Origin of the sequence: Marinobacter fuscus (genome assembly GCF_003007675.1) — a bacterium.
Taxonomy (GTDB): domain Bacteria; phylum Pseudomonadota; class Gammaproteobacteria; order Pseudomonadales; family Oleiphilaceae; genus Marinobacter; species Marinobacter fuscus.
Genome location: NZ_PXNP01000110.1, coordinates 84593 through 106331 on the forward strand (window position 1 = coordinate 84593; position 21739 = coordinate 106331).

Annotated in this window: 9 protein-coding genes; 1 reads left to right on the forward strand and 8 read right to left on the reverse strand. The window is 57.6% G+C overall.

Annotated features, from left to right (window positions below; translation table 11 throughout):
* Positions 1–72 precede the first annotated feature (72 nt).
* The 7 genes from C7H09_RS18835 to putA form a co-directional block, all read right to left on the reverse strand.
* Positions 73–9165, reverse strand: coding sequence for an Ig-like domain-containing protein (locus C7H09_RS18835; RefSeq protein ID WP_106765594.1), 9093 nt, complete (start codon positions 9163–9165; stop codon positions 73–75).
* 57 nt (positions 9166–9222) lie between these two features.
* Positions 9223–10647 carry an HlyD family type I secretion periplasmic adaptor subunit gene (locus C7H09_RS18840; RefSeq protein WP_106765595.1) on the reverse strand — a complete coding sequence of 475 codons (1425 nt, stop codon included), beginning with the start codon at positions 10645–10647 and terminating at the stop codon, positions 9223–9225.
* A complete protein-coding gene (locus C7H09_RS18845) occupies positions 10644–12788 on the reverse strand; it encodes a type I secretion system permease/ATPase (RefSeq protein ID WP_106765596.1) in 2145 nt (714 codons plus the stop codon). Before C7H09_RS18845 ends, C7H09_RS18840 begins: the two co-directional genes overlap by 4 nt.
* A 2-nt stretch (positions 12789–12790) precedes the next feature.
* Positions 12791–14215 carry a TolC family outer membrane protein gene (locus tag C7H09_RS18850; RefSeq protein ID WP_106765597.1) on the reverse strand — a complete coding sequence of 475 codons (1425 nt, stop codon included), beginning with the start codon at positions 14213–14215 and terminating at the stop codon, positions 12791–12793.
* Between the two features lie 191 nt (positions 14216–14406).
* Entirely contained in the window at positions 14407–15198 is a 792-nt protein-coding gene (locus C7H09_RS18855) for a response regulator transcription factor (RefSeq protein WP_106765682.1), read from the reverse strand.
* Positions 15199–15335: 137 nt separating this feature from the next.
* Positions 15336–16538, reverse strand: coding sequence for an MFS transporter (locus C7H09_RS18860; RefSeq protein WP_240616663.1), 1203 nt, complete (start codon positions 16536–16538; stop codon positions 15336–15338).
* Between the two features lie 130 nt (positions 16539–16668).
* Positions 16669–20298 carry a bifunctional proline dehydrogenase/L-glutamate gamma-semialdehyde dehydrogenase PutA gene (gene putA, locus C7H09_RS18865; RefSeq protein ID WP_106765598.1) on the reverse strand — a complete coding sequence of 1210 codons (3630 nt, stop codon included), beginning with the start codon at positions 20296–20298 and terminating at the stop codon, positions 16669–16671.
* 212 nt (positions 20299–20510) lie between these two features.
* Here putA and C7H09_RS18870 point away from each other — a divergent pair, with 212 nt between their 5' ends.
* Entirely contained in the window at positions 20511–20963 is a 453-nt protein-coding gene (locus tag C7H09_RS18870; RefSeq protein ID WP_106765599.1) for a winged helix-turn-helix transcriptional regulator, read from the forward strand.
* Positions 20964–20981: 18 nt separating this feature from the next.
* Here C7H09_RS18870 and C7H09_RS18875 read toward each other — a convergent pair whose 3' ends face one another.
* Complete coding sequence (locus C7H09_RS18875; RefSeq protein ID WP_106765600.1) at positions 20982–21647, reverse strand: Crp/Fnr family transcriptional regulator; 666 nt, start codon at positions 21645–21647, stop codon at positions 20982–20984.
* Between the last annotated feature and the right edge of the window lie 92 nt (positions 21648–21739).

Below are 21739 nucleotides of genomic sequence, written 5' to 3' on the forward strand. Positions count from 1 at the left end.
GGCTTGTGCGCAGGTGGCGGCGTTGGTGCACACGGGCGCGTTCTCACACACGCCCTTGTGCACCATACATGACTAGTCCACGATCAGGCTGTTCGAGACCTCGAGCTGAATAGATTGGCTGTCTACCGTGGCAGTGTAGGTGGTGTAACCATCCGCACTGGCACCTTTGGCCCATCCTCCATCAGTCACCATATCGAGGGTCAGGCTATCTTCATTGGCATTACCATCAATGCGCAAAATATTATCGGCGTCCGTCATACTCAGCACGTCGCCGGCACTGAGCGAGGTGATGCTACTGGCACCATTGCTGCTCATATCGAGCACCTCAATGTTGCTAAGCTTGTCTGACAGCTGTGTACCATCCAGGCTCTCACCGAAGCGCAGCTGAATGGTGTCCTCACCACCAAAGCCATCTATCGCCTCTCCGCTCCAGAGCAGGTTGTCATCGCCAGACGTGGGGAGCTTGCCGGACACATTGACCTTGACCGTGCCGGACACCGAACCGGTTGGCACGCCCACCGCGTTGCCGCTGGCATCCACCTCCTGGGTACTGGCGTTTACGGTAATGTTCATATCACCGTTTGTGGGCGAGTGCATAACCCCCAACGTATCCAGCTCTGCCTGGGTCAGCCCGGTGATGATGTGCTTGCCATCGGCAAACGTCACCCGGTCAGCATCCAGCTCTGTACCACCCACATAAAACAGCGTTTTTTCACCATCGGTAAATCCGTTTAGTTCCAGCGTGGTGCGTTCGGTATGAGCATCCGTTGCAACACCAAAATCATTGGCGACCGGATCCTTCATGGCAGCGTTCAGGTTCAGCTTGATTACATCCCCCGCCTCCCCAAAGCTCAGAGTCGGATTGAGGGTGATGCCGTCCGCGACCGGGTTGACCACCAGATCAAAAGCTATGTTCGAACCAGTAGGTTCAAGCCCGCTTTCCCCACTCATGACTGTCAGTTTCAAACCGGCAAGGGTGCCACTCCAATTCTTGGGCGGTACCACAGCCATATAGCCAGGCAAGCTGTTTGCTGCCGAATCAATGGGCAGCGACCAAATGTTGTTGCCGCTGGCATCTTTACCGGCGTTATTCGCAAGGCCAGCAGTAGCGGCATCAGAACCCACATACACCACAAACCCCGGGGGCAGACCATTGATAAAGGCAGCATCGATGACTTCATCGGTATCCACCAGACCCTTGCCACTAAGCTCAAGCTCAATGGGTTCAGGCGCTGCCAGATCCTGCGTCTGTTCATTACCAGAGGCAGTAATAGTGGCCTCAAAGCCGCTGTTGCTCTTCTCAATGGTCAGAGTGCCGGTGCCTTCCGACTTGAGGGTGGTGCTGGCACCCGTCTCAGTGTTATTCACCCAGGCGTTGACGGTCAGGCTGCCGGTTTGATGTGGTTGGCCTGCATCCGGCCGGAACGTCAGGGCCGGCGGCTGGCCACTGGCATTCAACGGGACTTCATACACGCCGTCGCCATTCGATGTGAGCGTGTTGCCATCGGCATCCAGCAGATCCCCTGCAAGCCCGGTATCGCCCAGCTGCACATATAACGTATCGCCTTCAACGCTCGAAAAAATGCCATCAGGCTGATTCTTCAGGCTGATCTTCAGGCTGATATCTTCACCTTCGCCCACTGGAGCCGCTTCCACTGTTACAGTAGTCGGGTCGGTTACCGGTGCAAGGCTAATGCTGGAGTCAAGCTGATCCTGTTTGCTTACGCCATCGGTATGCACAGACACGGTCACATCCAGAGGTAAGCCACCGGCCAGATTGTTGTCGTTGGCGTGCTCGGGCGCCTGAACTTTGATGTCATTTAGCAGGCCATCCAGCTTGGCATTGGCATCATCACCTGAGTTAACGCTCACGGACTTGGTCCAAAGCACCACCGGGATCCCGTTTTCGATGACTTCAGTGCGAGTAAGCGCATTACCTCCTGCATCGGTAAATACGGTTTCATCATCGGGACTGGTACGCAAAGTTACTGTCACATCATACGTATCAAGCGAGCCACCGCTGATGATCTCACCGTTCGGGCCGCTACCCCCCACCTGATCTGCCAGAGAAAAACTGACATCCTCGGTTTGTCCGGTCTCTTTATCTTTCAACGACACATCCGGCAACTCGATGGCGTCTCCAGGCCCTTGATTGATCATAAGATTAAAGCTGACTTCCGCTTTTTTCTGGTTGTCGGCGCCATCGTCCTTGCTGTATGCCGTGATTGTTACGGACTGACCGGATACATCGCCAGCAAAACCGCTGACATTGAAGATCACATTCTTGGACAGTGTATCGCTACTGAAGCTGTTATCGGTGGTAATCAGCCACTGCCCGAGGCCTGTTTGTATCGCGCCTTCCACACTGACACCTTGGGGTACCCCCGTTATCACCATGTGTGTCAGCTGCTCACTGCCGTCGGTATCGGCCTGGTTGTTGGCACTGACATCAGCCTGCTGAGTGATATCCACTGTTGCCGTTATCGTGCCGGTGCCGTTGATCGTGGCTGTGTCGCCCTCATAAGTGAAGCTGTCGCCCGAACCGACTACCCCAGTGATGTCGCCGAGGGCAGCGCCAATATCATCTGTCACGGCACTGACAATCAGAGTATGGGTTGTCGGGTCTTTTTGCACAGTTACCTCACCCACAGTGCCATCGTTGGACGGGTCGGTTACCTTGTAGTATTCAATATCAAGCTGTTGAGTTCCGCTGAAGTTGGCACCGGCCTTCACATACACGCTGTTCACACCGGAACCGGAGATGACATAGAAACCATGCTCGTCGGCTGTGATCGGGTTACTCCCACCGGCATCGCTGTAGAAAGTAAAGCCTTCTACGGCCTTGATTTTAACTTCGCTGATAAACTCGTCAGCATCACCATTTTGATGCACAGCGCTCAAGTCCAGCTTGCCGATAGTGTCTTCCACCAGGTCGGAACGGATATTCAGGGTTGCCTCTGGTGCGGGCGTTACCGTGAAACTGACATTCTGGGGGTCAAAGAAGGTTTCCGAGTCGTTATCGTTTTCTGTCACCACCGGCTGAGCAGTAAAGTTCACTGTGCCGCTGTAGTTAGGCGGTAATGTTATTTTTACACTGTTCAGCTGGCTCTCCTTGATCACCCACAAGCGTGCCTCGCCACTACCACCAAGCGCACTGCCGGCCCCCACCAGATTAAAGCCTTCCGGCAGGCCGTTGATGCGCAGGGTAACGGTTTCAGAGCCATCAGAGCCGCCGCTGTTAACACCTGTTTCGCCAGATCCAAAGGTTTTGATCAGATCACTCAGGCTTACGTCAAGAGCACCGCCTGCCTGAACCCCACCATCTTCATCATAGTTTTGGTAGTTGCGCGGAGCGCCGTCGGCCAGTTCATTGCCACTGGCATCATAGTCCTGAGCAAGATCAAGAAGAGGCGCATCCGGCACACCTTGTACCGTGATGTTGATGTCCAGCTCCTGAGAAGCTGTCTTGCTGACCGGGCTGGAAACTTTAGCGCCCGTTTCATCGATGTACTCAAACTGATCGACGGCTTCTGCCCTGACCTTCAGGTTGATCGGCTCATTGCTGTCTTGCGGCGGTGTCAGCGTGGGCTGGTTGCTGACTTTGAAGTCTTCAATTTCCAGCGAAAAGGCACCGTCTGATCCGGTGGTCAGCTGAAGCCCTTCAATACCGGAGGTATCGAAATCCTTGCCAATCACATACTCAGTGCCATTGTGGGTGTAAGTGATACTGGCGCCATCCGGAATGCTTCCAATCGTTACCGTGAAGGTTTCACTGTCATCGCTGCTAACCGGCACGATATTCAGCGCCGTTGCCTCGTCTTCCCTGGTTGTCACGCGAGCATTTACGGTGAGTGTTACCTGATCAGCCACCGGGTTAACAATCATGTTAGTCAGCCAGGATTCACCAGATAACGCCATATCAGTAGGCTCACCGGTATCCTCGTCGTAGTCGACTGTGCCCGCCTGTACCTTGATTTTCACCACGCCACTAAAGTTCTTTGGCCCTTTGAATTCAACCGAATTCAGGTATTCGACCGGGATGTTTACCGGCTCGCCGTTGAACACGACATCGTGAGTATTGGCGCCATCGGAGTACCTGAAGATTGAGCCTTCCAGCGCTGCCCCGTTTTCATTCAGCTCGAGGTTGTTGTCTTTTACCTGATAAGGCGTCAGCAGTGCATAAGTATCCTCACCGCCAGTGCCTCCAGAGACTCCTGTGCCGGCTGTGTTCGGCGCCTTGCCATCTTCGTTTGACCAGTTGCTGGCAAGTTCGAAGCTGCCATCCACGCCTAGCGTCAGCCACTGGTCTTCCTCGCCAGAATCACTGAACTTGTGGCTCGGGACAATTGTGACGTCGTTGCCATCAGCGCCGTTGGAGTCGGTATCCACTGTCTCCGCCACCGGCGTTACCGTCACCTTCAGGGGAACATCATTAAAGGTCTTCTCGGCAGTGGTCAGGCCGCTGACGTTGCCCTCGTCCTGCACGCTCACGTCTAATTTAAGAGTGGCGTCCAGGCTACTGTGTCCCGGCGGTGTGATGGTGTAGTTCAAGTAATTGGGTGCACTACCACTCAGGTCTTCGGGAGGTACGGTAAACACCCCTCCGGTAACCGTGACGTCGTTACCGGCATGATCCTGCACACCCCAACCTTCGGGAATGTCCTTCACCGTAATGCCGGTAATCGCCTCTGAGCCATCTTCATCTCCGGGCTTCACATTTGCCAGGAATGTCACGGCCGTGTCTTCCGGGGTTTCGACGCCGTCCACGGCAAGGTCGTCCACGGTCGGCTGAGCCGTGAGGTTCAGTATCACGCTGTCCACTTCAACTGCGGTAGTGACAGAACTGTCGTCGTCTCGATCCTGCGCTTTCAGGGTGATGGTGATGTTGTCCATCGAGCCACTGAAGTCTTTGGGCACTACAAAATCGATTGCGGGAAGATCCGTATTCGAGGTGCTCAACCCCGGCGCATCCACCCGGATCGGCTGACTGCCAGCAGTTACTTCAATGCCATTGATTGTCGAACCCACCGGCAATCCGCTGATTTCAAACCAGCGCTCCTCGCTGCCATCGATATCCGTCTGGCCGGTTGCCGCCTGCTCTTCGTTGCCTGCTGTGTGATCCTGCGGATAGGTCACCTTGAGCAGGGAGCTCAGATTGAAGGGCGTATCTTCGCTGATTTCCTGGCTGAATGCCTTGCTGTCGTCGGTAAAGCTCAACCCGATGGGGTCGGTCACCGCCGTCACCTCGACCGCCACAGTGACCGAGGCTTCCTTTCCAGGCAATTGATCAGGCAACGGATTGCCGTCTTCGTCCTTTTTGAACAACCGATTGCCGTTTTCATCCACTTCATAACTGCTGACAGTGGCGGTGACCTCCATGTCCTTATGGGATTCCGGTGGTGGCAGCACCTGCAGGGCCTCATACTCGGCGACAGTCAGGGTCAGATCCGTTGCGGACATGTCATTGATCTGATTGCCACTGTCGCTGAGGTTGATGGAGATTTCTGAGCCATCGGAGGTCAACAACACGGCGCCGGAAGCATCCAGCAACTGGGCGCCATCAGTCAGGCCAGACAGAATGACAGGGCCCAGCAGTTCCGGATTATCACCATCCGCTGCACCTGCCACGTTCTGGTCGGTCTGGTCACCGCTGCGGCCTGGATTCTTCAGCCCAAGCGCCACCGGGTTATCCTCTGGCGTCGTCAGTACGGTATCCGCCGCAGAGATGGTGGGCAAATCCGCAATCGGGTTTACCGTCACCGTTACCGTTACTTCGGTGATATCACCGCCATTGGTGGTTTTGTAGGTGAAGGAATCGTTACCGCTGTAATCGGCATTAGGCGTATAGGTGATGCGACCATCGGGCTCAACAACAACCGTGCCATAACTTGGGCCACCGGCAAGTATTTCGGTGTTTTCTTTGGTTGCATCGGCACTGGTGTTGAACGTTAGCGAACTATCTTCATCCACCGTAATCTTGCGTTCACCGCCGGCGGCATCCCCATCATCATGAACCTCTACATTGAAAGTGCCCTGCGCAGTGTCGCCATCACCATCGACCACATCGAAAGCAAATGGCAGATCCACCAAGCCAATCGGATTGTTGCTGCCATCAATATGGTTGATAGGTTGGTGGAGCGTAAAGGTGTAATCCGCTGCGCTACTGCCAGGGTTGTTGATTTGAACCGTAAATACCGGGTCACCCGTCGGATTGTCTGCACCGTCATTCCGGTACGCGGTCAATGTGTGGCTATCATTGGTCGCGACGTACACCAGCTCAATCGGCGAGCTGTCGGGCGCATAGCCTGAGCTGATACCAAGATTTTCCAGGTCTGTTTGGTCGCTCGAGAAGCGGACATCAGCCACATCACCACCGGTTGCGGCGGCATCCGCGCCCACCCTGACATCCAGCGCTCCGTCGACGCTGATGGGCTGACCACCCGGATTACTACCGAGGGGCAAGCCAGCTTCGTAGACAGCGGTATCGGCCGGATTACCAACACTGGGCTCGTCATCAACGATATTGACCTTCAGGGTACCATTTGCCGTGACACTGGCGGCGCTGGCGTCTGTGACGCTGACAGCGATTTCCTCGAAGCCGTTGGTATCCGCATAACTGCCAGTATCGTTGTCAAGGGGCTTCTGAAGCTCGTACGTGTATTCCAGATTCGCCTTGAGCGGCATACCGATGCTGGAATCACCACCAAGCCACTCGGTTACATCCAGATTGGTCAGGGTAATTGACCCTTGGGGCGTATCGATAACCTGATCGGTGGAGGCAAGCTGCAGCAATTGCGACAGACTGAACGTTTGCGTACCGATGGTCACGCTGCCAAGGCCATCCGGGGTATCCAAACGGATCACCCCATCAGCCGTCTTACTCTCACCGGCCGGGCCACCTGGCGCCAACTCCGACTCGTAGACGGTGATATCGCCGTCTACTTCAAAACTGCCGCTATTGCCATTCTCGTCCACCACGGTGAGACCCGGATCACCGTCGGTTCTGCCATTGATGGTAATCGTGAGCGTGGTGGTGCTCCAGTCACCGTCTTCATCTTTGACGGTATAGCTGAAGGTGTCGACCAGGCTCTCGGAGTCCTTCAGGGCATTGACATCGGCGTTAGCATTATCGAGCGTATAGGTATAGTTGCCATCACCCGTCATCAGCAACGTACCATATTGTCCGATAACACTTGTACCGACCGACGCTCCGTCATCCAGGTTCGTATTGTTACTGGCAGCATCCGGACCAGACTGCAGCCCTGTTACCACCAAATCACCGTCTGCGCTGGCAATATCTGTAACGTCACCATCAGCTTGCTTATTGATGACGTTGCCTACGGCCGTGCCCGGGCTACTGTCTTCGGAAATCGAGTTGGTGTCGGCCTTCGCCTCCGGCTGAGTGTCTGTGATCAGGATGGTCAGATCCTGAGGGGCCGTAGACTGCCCGTTGTTGTCAGTCGCAGTAACGGTAAAGGCATCAGTAATACTGGCATCTCCGCCACTGTGGTCTTTCCTCATACCGTCCTGGCGGTAGTCATAGGTTACAACGCCCGTTGCAGGATCAAATCCTGTCAGCGTCAGCCTGCCCTCACTGCCGGCAATTTCTTTGGGTTGGCCCGAAAGGTTCATCAACTCCTCGGCTGTAATCGCAGCACCACCAACGGAAATCTCTTTCAACCCGTCCGGCGTCGTCACCTTGAACGTGCCGGTAACCGGAACATCGGCATCTTCAGCAATAGTGTGATGACCTACTTCGGCATCGTTATGATCTGTGACAGAGAGACTGGGAGCTCCGTCACTTAACCCCGTTACCGTAACCGTCAACGTAGCCGTATCCGTGCCACCTTCGCCGTCACTGACCGTATAACTGATACTGGTTGTCGCCTCTTCTCCAGGATTCAGGCCAGCGAACTCTCCGCTCGGTTCAAAACGGTAGCTGCCATCCGGATAAACGGTAAACGTACCTCCATTGTTGCCGGGAACCGTTACACCGCCCGCATCTACCGGCTTCTCGTTGCTCTGGCCGGGCGTCTGGACTGTCGAAACCTGAAGACTGTCACCGTCTGGGTCACTGTCATTGGGCAGCAGGCCGCTTGTATCGGCAACATCAATTGGCGTGTTTTCATCAGTGCGGTTCTCATCGTCTACGGCATCTGGTGGCGGATTGGACACAGTCCAGGTAAAGCTTTTGGTACGGGAATCGCCACTGTCGTTGGTCGCCGTTACAGTTACCTGGTAAACACCGTTAATGCCCCCCTGACTGGCGGACGGAGTCAGCTTACCCGTAATTGCTCCGGTATTGGGGTCAAATATCAGACCCTGTGGCAAGCCCGAAATCCCATAGTTGTGAGTGCCGGTCAGGTCACTGAACAGATCATCAAGGTCCAGAGCTACCGTAATATCGTCACTGTCAACATCCTTCTGGTCTGGCGGTGTCCCTGGCTTGGGCACAGGGCCCGGACCGGGACCAGGCACCGGATCGGGGTCTGGCTCGGGCTCTGGCTCGGGCTCGGGCTCTGGCTCTGGCTCCGGTTCTGGCTCCGGCTCAGGCTCCGGTTCTGGCTCCGGCTCCGGTTCTGGCTCAGGCTCAGGCTCAGGCTCAGGCTCCGGTTCTGGTTCTGGTTCTGGTTCTGGTTCGGGCTCTGGTGTTAAACCCGGGAGGTCTGCTGCTTTTTCTCTCGGCTCGGGTTCAATGTTGTCTTGCCTTGTTTCCAGTACTTCGGTCTGATCCGGCCACTCCATGGACAATGGCGTAAGAAGTTCACGAATAGCAGCGACCGACAGCGGTGTAATGCCGTCGGCTTCAACAATTTCGGCAATCTTTACCAACTGAACAAACCCGTGCCCTTCTGCAACCGGCCCACCGGCGCGATTGTCGCGAACACCGCTTTGCGCCTCGGCTTCTTCACCAGCGGCAGTGGCTGGCAAGTGAACAACCGGAATTTCGCCCTGCTCTGCTGCCAACTCCGACTCCGGCTTGCCACCCACAAAGGCGATGGTGCGCTGTCCGCCAAAATTTAGCACAACGCGACTGGTTGCCGTGGTGACAAGCGACTCCCCCGGCTGCATCTGATCCCCTGATGCCAGCAAACGTTGTTCACCGGATGCATCTTGCACCCATGCCAGTCCACTCACAGAAATCACAGTCGCTACAGTATTCATATCCGCCTCTTTACTTTTTGGTGCACCGCTATTACGGGCTTCGCCGATTCCGTTTGGTCAGCGCTCACCCAGAGCGTTAGCTTTGGCACGTAAAACAGGTTTGAGCAGGTAGGCGAGCACACTGCGCTCGCCGGTGATAATGTCCAGTTGCGCGGTCATCCCGGGCATCACTTCCAGGTGATCCGACAATGCTTTTTCATCGGTGATCGCCCGAACCAGGTAATAGGTATTTTCGTTACGGTCGGTAATCGTATCGGCACTGATATGCTGCACCTGAGCCGGAATGCCGCCGTAAATCGAGAAATCGTAGGCATGCAGCTTGATCATTGCGGGTAAACCCGGGCGCAGAAACGCGATATCGCGCGGGGCAATTTTCGCCTCAATCAGCAAGCGGTCATCTGCAGGAACAATTTCGATAACCGCATCACCCTGGGCAATCACCCCTCCCGTGGTGTTATAAAGCACCCGCTGCACGGTGCCTGATACCGGCGCCCTCAGTTCAGCCGCTTTAACCCTGTCTGCAAGGGCTACTGCGCCCTCTTTCAGGCCGCCAAGCTCGGCCGAGGCATCACTGAGCTCGGTACGCCAGCGGTTACGGGCCGCGTGGCGGACTTCGCCAATTTTCGCTTCGGCCTCTTCCACGGCTGCCCGTTGGCGCTCGGTCTCTGCTTCTGCCCGTCGCAATTCGCCCAGCGCCGCTGCCAGATCCCGCTCAAGCCGCAGCAGCTCGACTTCGGAAACTGCACCGGACGCCAGTAATGGCCGGGTAACATTCAGTTCCTGTCGCGACAACTGTACAGCCCGACTCGCTGCTCGTGTTTTTGCCTGGGCTTCCTGCAGGCCGCGCTGCTGCTGGCTCAACTGTTCCCGCGCCACCGTAAGGCGCTGCTCGTATTCGTTAAGGCTTTCGGTAAAAAACGCCTTTTCGCGGCGGATGACGGCCTGCCGGGCCGGTGTGCTCGCCTCACCAGGTTGCCAGTCAACATCCGTGAGCAACGCCGTCAGCCGATCAACCTTGGCCTGAAGCGCGAATATACGCACCTCGGTTTCCTGAAAACTGGCCACAAACCGGGTGGGGTCGATCTTGACCAGAAGATCACCGGCAGATACCCGGTCACCCTCGCGCACGTAAAGCTCCCGCACCACGCCGCCATCGGTGGACTGTACTACCTGCAACTGGCTGGCGGGGATCACCTTGCCTTCACCCCGGGCCACCTCTTCGATGGTCGCGAGCGATGCCCAAACCAGCAGCGAGATGAAAACCACCAGAATGATATAGAGCAATCCGCGGGCACCGGGCTCGCGGGATTCAATAATGCTGAACTCAGCCTCCTGCGCCCAGTCACCCCGCTCCTGGGGCAGGCGACTTAACAAGGGGCTCATCAGCACACCGGCAACACGGCCAGAACGCTCCCCGGATGAGGTGAGTCGCTCCAGGCCGGAAAAGCCCTTCTGCTCTATCTGCTCGGCACCCCCGCTCATGCGGCGGCCCTCTTCAGTTTGCCCTGGGCCAGCGCCTCCAGAATCTGCTGTTTGGGGCCGTCTGCAATCAGGCGCCCTTTATCCAGCACAATCAGTCGATCGACCAGCTGCAGCAGACTGGTGCGGTGGGTAATCAGCATCAGGGTTTTGTCCTGGGCGTAAACTTTGAGTTCACGGCAAATATGCTGTTCCATCATGCTGTCCATGGCGCTGGCAGGTTCATCCAGCAACAGCACGGGCGCATCTGAAAGCAAAGCCCGGGCCAGTGCGACGGTTTGCTGCTGCCCGCCAGACAGTGAGCGGCCCAACTCACCCACCTGGCGCGACCAGCCATCCGCCTGCGGCCCAATAAGCGTACTCAGCCCGGACACCTGCACCGCTTGCTGCAGGTGCCGGGGATCAACGTTATCAACGCCAAGGGTTACATTGTCGTAAACGCTGCCATTTATCAGCTGAAGGTCTTGTGGCAGGTATCCGATACCACGGCGCAGCTCGGCCGGATCCAGCTGGGCCGTGTTGACACCATCAAGCAGCACACTGCCTTCAGTAGGCTGATAAAGGCCAAGAATCAGCTTTTCCAATGTGCTCTTGCCAGATCCTGCTGCGCCGATAACGCCTACCTTTTCTCCGGCCGCAATACGCATTGAAATACCGTTAAGCGCTGCGCGAGCCTCACCCGGGTAGGTGAAGCTCAGATTACAAAACTCGATATCGCCACGAACCTGCTGGCCGCTCACCGGCTGCTGATGCCCGCTACGCTCCTGCGGTGTTGCCATCACGTCGTCCAACATTTTCAGGGCTGAAGCGGCCTGGTGGTATTGGGTCAGCAGCGCAGCTGTCTGAGATACCGGCGCCATTGCCCGGGAGCTCAGCATATACGCCGCAATCAGGCCTCCCTGGCTCATCTGGCCATCGATTACCAGATAGACACCGATGATGATCATGGTTACCGCAACGGTTTGCTGAACCCAGGCCGCCCCCGTGCTCACAGAGGCACCCAACAGGCGCTGACGGCTACTGGAGCCGGACAGAAAACGGGTGGCCTGCTCCCATTGGCGCTGCATCCTCCCGGTGGCGTTCAGACTTTTCAGCACAGGCAGGCAGGTAAGACTTTCAATAACGCCCGCGCTGCGCTGGGCACTGACCTGTCCCGACACATCCGCCAGTCGGCGCATTTGCTGCTGCACCGACAGGGCATAGAGCAGCAACAACAAAGCACCAAGGCCAACCGGTACCGCCATCAGCGGTGCGATCAACACAATGATAACGAGGAACAACAGGAAAAACGGCAGGTCGATCAGCGCGGTAACCACCATGCTGCCGCAAAATGCGCGCACGCTCTCAAAGCCCTGAATGCTGCCTGCGAGCGTGCCAACTGAAGCTGGCGCATGCTCAAGGCGCATACCCAGCACGCGCTCCATCACTTTGGCCGACAGGCGATTGTCTGCCCGCCCGGCAGCCAGTTCAACAAACCAGCTGCGCAGCATTCGCAAAACCAGATCGGCGATAACCACAATGCCTACCCCGGCCGCCAGCACCCACAGGGTCGCTGTCGTCTGATTGGGCACTACCCGATCGTATACATTCATTACAAACAGCGGCATGGCCAGTGCAAACAGGTTGATGCACAGCGACGCCACCAGAACATCCCGATAGATCCGGCGATTACCACGAATGACAGACCAGAACCAGTGGCCGCTGTCAGCACTGGCGGCGTTTTCTGCCGCTACGTCGCCAAGCTGAAGCAAAGGCCTGCAATAAACCACCACACCTGCGTAATCATCCTGCAAATCTGCGAACGTGAGGGACTGCTCTTCCATGCCCAGTTCGGGTACCCGAACCCGGGCCAGACCCGCCTCGCTGTCCAGATGGGTCAACACACAGGCCCGGTTTCCCTTGAGTATCAGAATGCACGGCAACCACCGGCTGTTGATCCGGACAAGGGGTTGGCGCAGCATTCGCGCACGCATACCCGCCCGCTCGGCAGCCCGTGGCAGCATCCCGGGGGTAAGCTGGCCCTGCCGCAACGGCAGGCCCTCAGTCAGGGCATCGCGAGTGCGTGACTGCCCGTGATCCGCTGCCAGCCACAACAGGCACTGGCTCAACGGATCGTCGTGCAGGATAGCGGCTTCGGCTGTCATACTCAGCGCATTTCAACCTGAACCAGCGCGTCTGATACTGCCGCACAGTACTGCGCAGGTAACGCCTGGTCGCTCTGCCCGGGAGCGAGATCAGTCAGGCCTTCCAGCGCAGGCGCCATGCCCAGGGTGTCGAGCAGCTGCCCCATGGTGTTAAGCACCTGCAAGCGGTTCAGCAAGAGGTCATACTCGGCCTGAATGTAGTTGCGATCGGCCTGGAAGGCTTCGTTCTCGGAATCCAGAACATCCAGTAACGACCGGCGACCAATACTGTACTGGCTACGATAGGCCTTCACTACCTGAAACGACGAAGAGCGATGGTCTGCCAGCAGGCTGAGCTTCTGTTCAAGGTTGCCTTGCTCCGCCCAGGCAATGGTCGCCGTTTGGCGAAGGTCGACACAGGCTTTATCTCGCAGGCTCTCGGCCTGGCCAATACGGCGATGGGCGGCTCGCTGGGCCGCGCGATCACTGCCACCGTTGTAGAGGTTGTAGCGCAGCCGCAGTTCAACCAGGCTTTCGTCGCCAAAGCTGTCGCGATCTGTGCGCTTGTCAAAACCGTTGTTGTTTTGGTAGAAGCCGTGGCGCAGCCCCAGTTCCAGTGTCGGATAGTTGTTTGATTTCGCGACTGTCAGTGAGGAACGGGCCGCGTCGATATTGGCAAAAGCCGCATGAATGGACGGGTTATTTGCAAACGCCGTTTCCAGAACCGGTTCCAGCTGCCCCGGCACGCTGATGGTCAGCTCATGAACCGGCTGCATCCTGGCCGGAGGAGCGCTGCCGACCAGGCGCTGATAACGGGCAGTAACGCTTTGCAGATTGCTGATTTCCGTGCGCAAATTCGAGCGGGCCAGCGCCAGGCGACCTTCGGCCTGATACAGATCGGCGCGGTTACCGACACCCTGCTCAGAACGCTCATCAACCTGTTTGCGCACCAGCAAATGGTCATCCACATTCACCTGGGCAAGCTCGACGAGATGGCGATAACGCACAACATCCAGGTACGCCCGGGCCACTTCCAGCGCCTTGTCTTCAGCTTCACTGCGCAGGCGGTAATACTGCTCCTGAACCTGCGACTCGGCTTCGTCTACACGGCCACGCACGCTGAAGCCGTCGAACAACAGCTGTGTTACCGACAGCTCTGCGTAACTGCGATTGTAGCTTCCACGATTGTCGTAATCCCGACTTGCCCGCCCAAGCGACATGTCGAGATCCAGGCTGGGAAGGAAGCCGCCTTCATCCTTCCGCTTTTCTGCCTGCAGCACGCTCAGGGCCTCAGCTTCAAAACGGACTTCCGGGTTGTCCTCAATCGCACCAGCGACTACCTCTTGCAGGCTTTTTGCAGATACCTGAGATCCGGCCAGAAGTAACAAACCCGTGGCTACCGAGCGGGCCAGAAAGCCCCGCTTAAAACATGCGTGTACCCCGTACATATATCGCCTCTCCTTCACAGGCCTGCAGCAAAGTTGAAAAATGAGGTTGCCGGGCAAACGCTGCGCACACTGCAAGGCAACCTGGATGGCACTTGATAAATGCCGCTATATGCATAACTGAATTTTAACCAAACGCTTGTAAGCCACTTCTGAAAAAGCGGCGAAAACCTTTGCCCGAGGGAAAAGAAGCATTACTGACTGGAGGGGGGTGCATCCTTTAAAGAAGCGTTATTGATGCGCCGGTATTCTCGAGGAGAAATGCCTTCGACAGCACGAAAGGCAGTGGAAAAATTGGACGCGCTGCTGAAGCCGGTTTGTGCAGCTACCTCTTCAATGCTGATCTGGTCGTTTCGCAGAAGCCTGCGAGCCTGCTGCATGCGGGCAGTGCGAATGTAGGCAAACACCGTAGTCCCCAGGCGAGCCCGGAAAACCTTCGACAGGCGTTTCTCGTAAGTTCCCACTGCTTGCGCCAATTCCGGCAACGCTGGCGGCGATACAAGATCCGCCTCGATAAGGCTGATGGCAGCCCTGAGAATAACATCCTCCTGGCTTAGATCCTGCGGCTCTTCTGCCTCCTGCTGTTCCCGGGCTTGAAGCAGGCGTGCCATGTGCAGACCAACCCGTATTCTGGCCAACACCTCTCGAGGCTCGAACGGCTTGGCAATGAAGTCTACGGCTCCCAGCTCAAACCCTTCCAACCGCTCTTCTACCGAAGTGCTGGCAGACAAAAACAGTACCGGAACATCTTTCGTAACAGGCGATTCCCGCAGTAAGCGGCACACCGAAAAACCGCTCATATCGGGCATGTGTAAGTCGAGAATGATCAGGTCTGGCCGCGCCGCCAGCGCTCGCTGGTAGCCCGACCGGGCCGTGATCGCCTGGGAAACCCGGAAATGCTCGGTTTCCAGCAAGCTGACAAGAGGCACCAATACCTCGGGCTGGTCATCAATTAGCAGAATGCGTGGCTTGGTTTGCGGGGGCATCAGGCAGACTTCTTCCATGTCACTGTCGGATAACCATGGCAGGATACCACTTATTTCACAGTAATAAACCTGACATCACATTTGACTCTAACGATATAACAGTCACCGCGAGTCGCTGCTTTATTGCCGCTCCGGGCTCAGGTATTTCTGAACAACCGCCTGGCCACCACCAATGTGATCGCAATCAGCACCCCCGACACCCCGAAGGCCAAACCGAAGCCCCCAAACTGCAGCACAAACGCGAACAGCAATGGCGCCAGAAAGTGAATGGCCCGGTTTGCCATCAGGCGCATGGCCAATGCCCCTGCCCGCTTTTGCCGGTCGACCGCTTCGGCCAGAATCACCATGGACAAGGGCTGGGTAAGGCCCGAGCCAATGCCCACCAGGACGGTGAGCAGTCCCAGAAAGACAATCTGGCCAGACATTCCCAGCAAGGCAATGCCGATAGCCAGAGCCGCCAGAGAGAGCTTAACCGCCTCTACACGGCCGCCCGCCATGGCAATCATCCTTGCCATAAAGGGGCGAATAACCATAGACACGCCAGCCCGCAGGCTCACCAGCGCCCCGATCAACACCGGGCTGACTTCCAGGCTCTCCAGAAACGCGGGCAGGTAGCTGCCGTAAACGCCCAGGGCGAACATCCCCAGTACGGTTACCAGTACCGACAGCTGCACCCCGGTATTGGTTTGCAGCAACCGCCACTGGGCCAGGAACCCGGCCTGCTGCCGGGTAACCGCCATGCGCTCGCGGGCCGAACCGGTTAAGCGCCAGGCCACCAGCAACGATGCCAGCGCAACAACCGCCATCACCAGAAAGATGTACTCGAACTCCGTGCGATCCAGCAATGCACCGGCCATCAGAGGCCCTAATACCTGCCCGCCAGACAGCCAGGTGGCGTACCAGCCAAAGTACTTCTCCAGCCGGGGCCCGGTGCCAAGGTTAGAAATAATAGTTTGTGCCGCCAGCACCATCTGCAGGTGTGCCAGGCCCACCAGCAGCTGCCCCACCAGCAAGCCGCCGTAGCCATACCACAAATGCATGAACAACAGGCCCGCCACCATCAAACCGGCACCGGCGATGAGTGTGGCGCGCCCGCCGTAACGACTGACCACTCCCCCCATGGGAATGGCCAGCAACAGCGGCAGTACATACTGGGCACTGAGCACCGTACCCAGCATCAGCGGTGTTGCGCCCAGTTGTAAGCCGTACACCGGCACGGCAACAATCAGCATGGAGTAGACCACGAAGCACAGGGTAAGGGCTGCACAAACGGCGAAGAAATTTCGGGCGGATTCGCTTTCGGAAACCGGTTCGGATGAACCTGCGTGGTGCGTATTCAAGGAAGCTGCCTGATGGTCAGTAAGTGGGGCTCAGGCGGGCTATGTTAGCGTGAATAAAAGGCAAGCGGAAATGCCCTCCCCCGGAACGGGAGAGGGCTTTGGCCAGAGCTGCGGGGCCGAAAGGCGCCTGTTACTCTGCGGAGGCGATCAGGCTGGCGTTACCACCGGCCGCCGTGGTGTCGACACACAGGTGCCGCTCGATGACAAAACGCTGATCCAGGGTGTGTTCGGTAATCAGCGGCAGCAGCGCTCCCTGACGACGGGCCAGAGCCCCCCGATAGGCTTTCAGCAGAGCCTGGTCGGCCACACTGACCACCGCCGAGAAACCGCTCAGCTCCAGCAGGGCCTCGGGTTCCAGCAGCCCGTCACAGGCAACCACTGGCAAACCGGCCCGCGCCGCGTCGGCCAGGGCCTTTTCGGCGCCTGGCGCCACCACAACCACCTGGTTGCCCTGAGACAGAGCGGTTCCTGCCTGTGCCAAGGCCGATTCCAGGTTCGGCCCCAGGCAAAGCACAACACCCCGGGCATGGCACGACAAGTGGTTCTGCTCACCGGTGGGCCCGGGCATTTCCTCATAGCCTGCATCCAGCGGTGCCGGTACCTGGCCAAAGAACGGCTTGAGTGCCTGTTGGCGCCCTTCCGGCTCCGGGGCTGCCTGAGCCGCCACCTTGTCGATCAGCTTCTGCACCTTGCCTGCCGCGATGGACTTGGCATCAGCCGGAGCCGCCACTTCGACAACCTCGCCCCTCAAGAAACGGCGCACGTACTGCGGGCCACCGGCTTTCGGGCCGGTACCGGAGAGCCCCTCGCCACCAAACGGCTGGGAACCCACAATGGCCCCAATCTGGTTACGGTTCACGTAGGTGTTGCCCACCTTGATGCGGCTGGCAATGTGCTCGATGCGACGATCCACCCGGCTATGAATGCCAAACGTCAGGCCGTAGCCCTTGGCATTGACGGCATCAACCACCTTGTCGATGTCTTTGGCCTCAAAGGTGGCCACGTGCAGTACCGGGCCGAAGATTTCTTCTTCCATTTCTTCGATACCACTAACCTGCAACACCGCCGGAGACACAAACAGGCCGGTTTCCGGCACATCCAGCTTCTTGAGCAGTTTGCCCTGCTGCTGGAACTTCTGGCAGTGGTCGGTGATTTTCTTGCGGGCGGTTTCGTCGATCACCGGGCCGACGTCGGTCGACAGCAGCCAGGGGTCGCCGATACCCAGCTCTTCCATGGCGCCATAGAGCATTTCCAGCAGGTTATCGGCGATATCCTTCTGCACATACAGCATGCGCAAGGCCGAACAGCGCTGACCCGCGCTCTGGAACGACGATGCCAGCACATCACGCACCACCTGCTCCGGCAGTGCGGTGGAGTCGACAATCATCGCGTTCATACCCCCGGTTTCCGCCACCAGCGGCGCGTCTGGCGCCATGTGCTCGGTCATCGCGGTGTTGATGCGCTGAGCCGTAGCGGTGGAACCGGTGAAGCACACACCGGCTACCCGGGAGTCAGACGTCAGGCCTTCACCCACCGTCGCACCGGTACCCGGCAGCAGCTGAACAGCCGCTTTGGGAATACCGGCCTGATGCATCAGCTCCACCGCACGGTAAGCCAGCAACGAGGTCTGCTCCGCGGGTTTGGCGACCACGGCGTTACCGGCCGCCAGGTTGGCCAGAATCTGGCCGGTAAAGATCGCCAAGGGGAAGTTCCACGGGGAAATGCAGCACATGACACCACGGGCCTCGCCGGCGTTCTGGTAACGAACACCTTCATTGGCATAGAACAGGGCGAAGTCGACGGCTTCGCGGATTTCAGCCACGGCATCCAGCAGAGACTTGCCCGCCTCGCGGGTGGTCAATGCAAAGAGTTCGTGAACGTTTTCTTCGTACAGGTCGCCCACTTTGCGAATCAGCGAGGCCCGGTCTTCTGCCGACACGGTCGACCATTCCCGGAAGCCATCCTGAGCCGCATCCAGAGCAGCGGAAATGTCCGCGCTTGAGGCGTAGGTGATCTGGCCGACGACATCCTCAGGCTTAGCCGGGTTGCGCACTTCCACCACCTCGCCACCAGAGGCTTCCACCGCCATTACCGGGCCACCCTGCCACTGGAATGTTTTGTATCGGTTGCGGCCCTCCTCGATGGCTGCAACGGTTACCGGGTCGGTGATGTCCCAGCCTTTGGAGTTCCGGCGCTGGTCGCCGAAGATCTTCGACGGGTGCACAATGGCCTTGCTGGACAGGTCCTCACCCAGGCTATTGACCAGATCAATCGGGTCTTTGGCGATTTCTTCCGGGGTGATGCTGGTGTCGACAATCTGGTTCACGAAGGAGCTGTTGGCCCCGTTTTCCAGCAGTCGGCGCACCAGATAGGCCAGCAGATCTTTGTGGGCACCCACCGGCGCGTAAATCCGGCAAGGCACGCCGCTGTCTTCCAGCACCTGGTCGTGCAGGGATTCCCCCATGCCGTGCAGGCGCTGGAACTCGAATTTGTCGCGGCCCAGATCTTTTGCCAACTCCAGAACCGCAGAGACCGAATGCGCGTTGTGGGTGGCGAACTGCGGGTAAATACGGTCGGTCATGCTCAGCAGTTTGCGGGCACCGGCCAGGTAGGCCACGTCACTGCAGGCCTTGCGGGTGAACACCGGGAACCCTTCCAGCCCCATTACCTGGGCGCGCTTGATTTCAGCATCCCAGTAGGCACCCTTCACCAGGCGCACCATAATCCGGCGGTCCAGCTTTTCGGACAACGCATACAGCCAGTCGAGGGTTTCCGAGGCGCGCTTGCCAAAGGCCTGAACCACAACGCCAAAGCCGTCCCAGTTTTTCAGTTCGGCATCGGAAAGAATGGCTTCAATCACATCCAGCGACAGATCCAGTCGATCCTGCTCTTCGGCGTCGATGTTGAAGCCCATGTTCGCGGCCGCGGCTTTGCGGGCGAGCTTCAATGCCCGTGGCACCAGCTCGTTCATCACCCGTTCTTTGTGGCCGTACTCGTAACGGGCCAGCAGGGCTGACAATTTCACGGAGATGCCAGGATTGGTTCTGACATCACCGGCGCAACGCTTGCTGATGCTGTCGATGGCGTCGCTGTAAGACTGGTAGTAACGCTCGGCGTCGGTGTCGGTACGGGCTGCCTCACCCAGCATATCGTAGGAATAGGTGTAGCCCCGGGCTTCCTGGGACTTGCCCCGCTCCTGAGCTTCCTCAATGGTGCGGCCCAGAACAAACTGGCGGCCCATTTCCTTCATGGCCTGGCCCGCCACGGTGCGAACCACCGGCTCGCCCATGCGCTTGACCAGCTTTCTCAGGGTATCGCCAACGCTCTGGCGCTCGGAATCTTTCAACAGGTTGCTGGTCATCAGCAGGGCCAGCGTGGCCGAGTTGATCATGCCGGATTTGGCTTTGCCCACGTGGGCGCCCCAGTTACCGGAGGTAATCTTGTCTTCAATGAGGTCGTGGATGGTGAGGTTATCGGGCACCCGCAACAAGGCCTCTGCCAGGCACATCAGAGCCACCCCTTCTTTGGTGGTCAGGCCGTACTCTGCCAGGAATTTCTCCATGATGGTCGGTTTGGCGCTGTTGCGGACATCGCGCACCAATTCCGCCGCACGAGCCGAGATGGCTTTGCGGGTGTCGTCCGAGAGCTGGGCCTCAGCAATCAGCCGGTGAATCACCTCGTATTCGTCGGCGAGGTACTGTTGGCGGATGGCACGGCGAAGATCTGTAAGCTCCGACGTGACGGATTGCTGATGACTCATGGTGTACTCTCCTCATTGTTTGCGTACTGACGGCATTTTAGCGAAGCGGGTACATTCAATTGGCCTGTTAAACTCGACTCTACGCTACAAATTTCCTTTTCTTTACCATTAAAAAATATTTATTTGCCTTCAAAATGGATAGAATCAGCCGATTCGACTCAATTCCCTGTTTTCCGGCACCAAACCGGAGATCTTTTTAAAGGATAGCAGCCATGTCCGATCTCGACAGGATCGACCACTCCATCATCCGGGAACTGCAAAAGAATGGCCGTATCACCGTCACCGACCTGGCCTCAAAAGTCGGTTTATCCAAGACTCCCTGTCAGGTACGAATGAAACGGCTGGAAGATCAGGGTTACATTACCGGCTACAGCGCCATGGTGAATCAGACCAAACTTGGCCTGTCGCACATTGCCTTCGCCCAGGTTACGCTTAGCGACACCAGCAGCAAGGCCCTGGCGGCGTTCAATAATGCGGTACGCCAGATTTCGGCGGTAGAGCAATGCCATATGATGGCGGCCAATTTCGACTACTTGCTGAAAATCCGCACCCGGAACATGGCGGAATATCGTCAGGTGCTGGGGGAGCAGATTTCAAACCTGCCCCATGTGCTGCAAACCAGTACGTTTGTGGTGATGGAAAACGTGAAGGATCGGGGGTTGTAATGGGGCGGCCGGGGCGCATTAACCGGCAGAGTGGCGCGGTGTCGCACCGGTAGCACTAGCAGCAAGCAGGCCGGTCAGTTCAATTTTGCCCCGGGACAACTCCACCCTGCCTTTGCGCTCCAGCTCTTTGAGCAAGCGGCTGACCACCTCCCGGGCGGTGCCCAGCTCAACGGCCAGTTCCTGATGGGTAATCGCCAGTGTTCGCTGACCACCAAGGGCCCGCGCCTGCAGCCACTCTTCCAGCCGCTCATCCATGCGATGAAAAGCGACTTCCTCCACCAGCAGCATCAGGTCGTCCAGGCGCTTGCCGTAGGATTCCATAATCGCCAGCCGGAAGTCCGCAGACTGATCCATCAGGCGATCAAACAGACCACGGGGGATCAACAGGGCCTGGGCCTCTTCTTCGACGACCGCCTCGGCCCGGTATTGTCGCCCGGTCATCAGGCAGCCGATGGAAAGGGTACAGATGTCGTCGGCCGCCATTCGGTAAAGAACAATACTGTGGCCGGATACGCCGGTCATCTGAACCTTGATACTGCCCTCAAGCACCAGAGGCAAACCGCGACAGGGCTCGCCAGCACCGAATACCACCTGCCCCGTCGGGAACCGCATGGTTGCGGCACCTTTCAGGGTCGCCTTGCGCAAAACGTCATCCAGGGTATCCAGAATACCGTGCCGAACCATTACCGAAACCTTCTGTATCCACAAAGTCTGTGTGACTTTATCACTGAAGCGGCCAAATCACAGGCCTATAGTGAAACCATACATCACCAAGG